This window comes from Shewanella sp. P1-14-1, from assembly GCF_001401775.1.
GTDB classification, from domain to species: domain Bacteria; phylum Pseudomonadota; class Gammaproteobacteria; order Enterobacterales; family Shewanellaceae; genus Shewanella; species Shewanella japonica.
Window position 1 is genome coordinate 1 of record NZ_LKTL01000053.1, and the last position, 3,784, is coordinate 3,784.

A 3,784-nucleotide genomic window follows, 5' to 3' on the forward strand; every position below is an offset into this window, starting at 1 on the left:
CAGAGTGGTCGAATGCACCGGTCTTGAAAACCGGCATGGGTTTGTAGCCCATCTAGGGTTCAAATCCCTATCTCTCCGCCATATTTAGAGAAGCCCGTTACTGCAAAGTAACGGGCTTTTTGCTTTCTGTATTTTGAAATATTGGCAATGGGTTTGTAGCGTAATCAATGTAGGGTTCAAATCCCTATCTCTCCGCCATATTAAATACGAGAAAAGCCGTTGATTATCAATGGCTTTTTTGTTTCTGGCGTTTGAGGGGCTTTCTGAGAGGATTGACTCAGACAATGTACCTTTATAGAGCTCCTAATAACGTGTACTTCACACGTATCTGTTTAGCCAAATCGTTACGCGATAAAGGCTTTCCTTTTGATATTAAAGTTTCTTTGTTGACTCGTGACAGAGCACAAGCGGTTATTCGCAATATCGATGTCGCAGGCACGCTGAAAAAAATCATCAATACCATAGACCATCAAACCTGTATCAATGACTTTATTCGTTATGTTGATGAAGTGATTAACAGTCTTCGCAGTGAATTTGAGAAAAACAAGTCAACCATCAGTACAAAGCCAGCAAGTTATAGCATCCCCATTAGAGACACTAAGCTGTCACAACACCGTGAAACCACGGCTGTAGCTCAAGCAATGTCCGTGGTGACGTTACATGATGCTCTAGCAGGTTTTGTTACTTCAAAAGAGAAGTCAGGCATTAGACCACTCTCTATTAAACAACTTGAACAGCGAACCTGTCACTTCATTAAGTTACTGCCAACAATCGGCAACTGGTCACCAAAAAGCACCCAAGCTATTTGCGTTAACGATATCACCTCGGCTGATGCGATGAAGTACCGTGATGAGCTACTCACACAGGGCAGAAGCTATAAAAGTAATAAAGAATACTTAGCGGCCGTATTTCAGTTTTTTAAGTGGTGCAAGTTAATGAACTACTGCAGCCATAACCCTTTTGAAAATGTGACAGTAGGGCAAAAGCCCAAAGTTAAAGCCAACCAAGAAAGAGACCGTTGGGATACGAGTGAACTAAAAAGGCTGATACATTCAGCCGAATTTAAAGCTTCAACAGCGGATTTTAAGTGGGTCACCCGATTGATGCTTTATGGCGGCCTAAGGCCATCAGAGGCGTGTCAGTTAAAGCCCAGTGACATCGTCGTAATCGAAGGTATTCATTGCATTAACGTTGATGACAGCGGCAAAGGGCAACGTATTAAGAATGCCAATGCAAGACGCAGTATTCCAATCCACCAAACCTTGATAGAGCAGGGCTTTATTGAATTTGTAAAAACACGTAAAAAACATCCCCAGTTGTTTAATTATAAACCAGTGGGGTTAGTGGAAGATTGGTCAAAGACCTATTGTAAGCACCTATCGATATTACAAACCTGCATTGGCATGAAAGCGAGTCAACGACCAACGGCTTATAGTCTAAGACACACTTTTATCGATGAGTTTAAGCGTTTGGATATCAGCGAACATATTGTGGCGCAGATAGTTGGCCACGCAAACCCAAACATCACCTACGGCCGCTATGGGAAGGATATGCAGGCTAGGGCATTACTCAAATACATTGAGCGACTTGAATATAATATTTGATGATCGGGTGTGTTTATTCGAAAGTGATAGAGGAGTGTGTAGCTCATTTCTGCCCCAAAACAAGCTAGAGCAGGATTAAGGCTAATTTCAAGACACGCGATTAGACTTACTTTTCCTTATGTCTAGAGTTCTGACTATGTGGCCAAATTTACTGATCCACTACAGTTGATGCTTCTTCGTAAGAAAGGTGATCTGGAAAAGTTATAAAGCGATCTTCATGACCAACCACTTCCTGAGCTAACATACCATCAGTACTGCCTCCGCCTCTGGCCACATCGTTGCTACCTTGATTGATCGCGACAGTGTTCCAAGTCGGAAAAAACAGACCAACCACGCGGTTCCAACCTGAAGATGTGTAACCTTGCTACCGTCAGCAATCACATCACCTCCGCCAACAGCAGATGAGGCAAATTCAGACATCTGGATAAGGTCTCGACTCGGTTTTATCGTGAATTTTTCATGATGGGCTCGCTATTGAATTGAAAAATAAGGGCAGGAGAGAATGACTCCCGCCATAAAGACCATCAATTAGTTAAGTTTGATTCGAAGCACATGGTATGGCTTGGTTGAACCTTCTTCGCCTTCGTTGAAAGCAGGGTGGAAGTGAAGAGAGTTTTGAGTGACGTACAAGTAATCACCCTGGATAGAGAAACCATCTGCCCATGACAATAACTTGTCATCTTGTGCAAAGATTTTGTAGCCGTCTTTATTCACCACACCAACAGCATTTTTCTCAATATCACCGACATAGATATCACCGTTATCTGCGATAATCATGCCATCACTTGGACGTTTTTCACTGAAAAATTCAATCTGCTCGGCCAATGCATCTTCACTAAGCGCTGTGTTAGCAAGAGCAGCGGCAGGAATACGGTAGATAGCACTACCATTGACTGTACCAAAATATAGCCATTCATTATTTGCATCAATAGTGATTGGATTCACACCAAGATAAAGCGCATCAACGCTACCATCTTCACGCTTTGTCGCCATACGAGAACTATCAATCACAACTTCATGCTCAGGTGAAAGCAGTGCTTTATTTGATTGCAAAACGCGGCGAGATTTACCTGTATTTAAATCTACAACAACAAAGGCAGGCGCAGCTTCGCCATACAGATTACCTAAACTCGTATCGGCAATGTACATCTGGTTACGCAGTGTATCTAATGCAAAATCCTGTAAAAAAGAGTTACCGACCTGTACGTCTTTTCCAATTTCAATGCGTTTAAATAGCTTATCGTTGACGGTATCCCATGCAACAATTTGCGAAGGCGAAGTTTCACTGCCCATATCTAACACCCACACAACACCATCATCGGTACTATCAATACCGATTACTGAAGCCAAACCAACCTCACCTTTATCTGGACCATCTGCCCAGTCTTGGGTTGGAAATGCTTTGGTTGAGCCATCCTTCATCAATTCAACAACACGAAGTTCAGGTGCATCAAGGGGTTGCATAGAAAGGAAAGTACGCCCCTGCTTCGTTACTGTAATGTTCCCTGGTCGTGTGCCATCAAGCTTGGCAACCACTTCGATATCAGCCGCTTGCGCTGTGTTAACTATCATCGCAGTCGCAAGTGTTAGTAAGATTTTGATTTTTTTCATGTCGAGCCTCATTGGTGTTCTTTGATGTCCTAACCGTTTTAGTCAGGGCATAGTGCTATAACAAGCTTGTTTTATGTTGTCGTTACGCGATCTTAGTCATTTCGTTGACTGTGAAGCTTGCGACAGAGCCTTCCGTTGCTGTCATGTAGTCCGCAAGGTGCTGGTTGCCCATATGAGCCTGCCAAAGTTCACGTGATACCCAGTTTTCATAAAAAGTAAAATGCGCTGGGTTTTCGTTGTCTTGATGAAGGTCATAGTTGATGCAACCTTCTTCAGCGCGAGTAATGTCGATAAGCTTTAGTAGCTCGGCTTTCACCAGTTCAATTTTGTCGTCATTAGCTTTGATGTTTGCAACAATCGTTAATGTAGTCATGGGATGTTCCTTTTAAATTTGATACCGAAATCGTCGGTAATTTTGATAATTGAATGTTTAAATACGTTAATTTTTAACTAAGCGATCTTGGTCATTTCGTTGACAGCGAAACTTGCGACAGAGCCTTCGGTTGCTGTCATGTAGTCAGCAAGGTGCTGGTTGCCCATATGAGCTTGCCAAAGTTCACGTGATACCC

4 protein-coding genes are annotated in these 3,784 nt (G+C 42.8%); 1 reads left to right on the forward strand and 3 read right to left on the reverse strand.

The window, feature by feature from the left end:
- Positions 1 to 284: 284 nt before the first annotated feature.
- Positions 285 to 1,604, forward strand: a complete 1,320-nt coding sequence (locus tag AN944_RS20795) for a tyrosine-type recombinase/integrase (RefSeq protein ID WP_055026558.1) — start codon at positions 285 to 287, stop codon at positions 1,602 to 1,604.
- A 148-nt stretch (positions 1,605 to 1,752) separates the two neighbouring features.
- Here the strand turns inward: AN944_RS20795 and AN944_RS20800 are convergent, their stop codons facing one another.
- The 3 genes from AN944_RS20800 to AN944_RS20810 form a co-directional block, all read right to left on the reverse strand.
- On the reverse strand, positions 1,753 to 1,938 hold the full coding sequence (locus AN944_RS20800; protein ID WP_055026559.1) for a hypothetical protein: 186 nt from the start codon (positions 1,936 to 1,938) through the stop codon (positions 1,753 to 1,755).
- Positions 1,939 to 2,132: 194 nt separating this feature from the next.
- A complete protein-coding gene (locus AN944_RS20805; protein ID WP_055026560.1) occupies positions 2,133 to 3,215 on the reverse strand; it encodes an L-dopachrome tautomerase-related protein in 1,083 nt (360 codons plus the stop codon).
- Between the two features lie 82 nt (positions 3,216 to 3,297).
- Positions 3,298 to 3,588: a putative quinol monooxygenase gene (locus AN944_RS20810; RefSeq protein WP_055026561.1), complete on the reverse strand. Its 291-nt coding sequence runs from the start codon at positions 3,586 to 3,588 to the stop codon at positions 3,298 to 3,300.
- Positions 3,589 to 3,784 lie beyond the last annotated feature (196 nt).

Bases quoted from the DNA above. Each gene is read 5' to 3' on its own strand.
- AN944_RS20810 (WP_055026561.1), bottom strand. From the start codon at position 3,588: ATGACTACATTAACGATTGTTGCAAACATCAAAGCTAATGACGACAAA.
- AN944_RS20795 (WP_055026558.1), top strand. From the start codon at position 285: ATGTACCTTTATAGAGCTCCTAATAACGTGTACTTCACACGTATCTGT.
- AN944_RS20805 (WP_055026560.1), bottom strand. From the start codon at position 3,215: ATGAAAAAAATCAAAATCTTACTAACACTTGCGACTGCGATGATAGTT.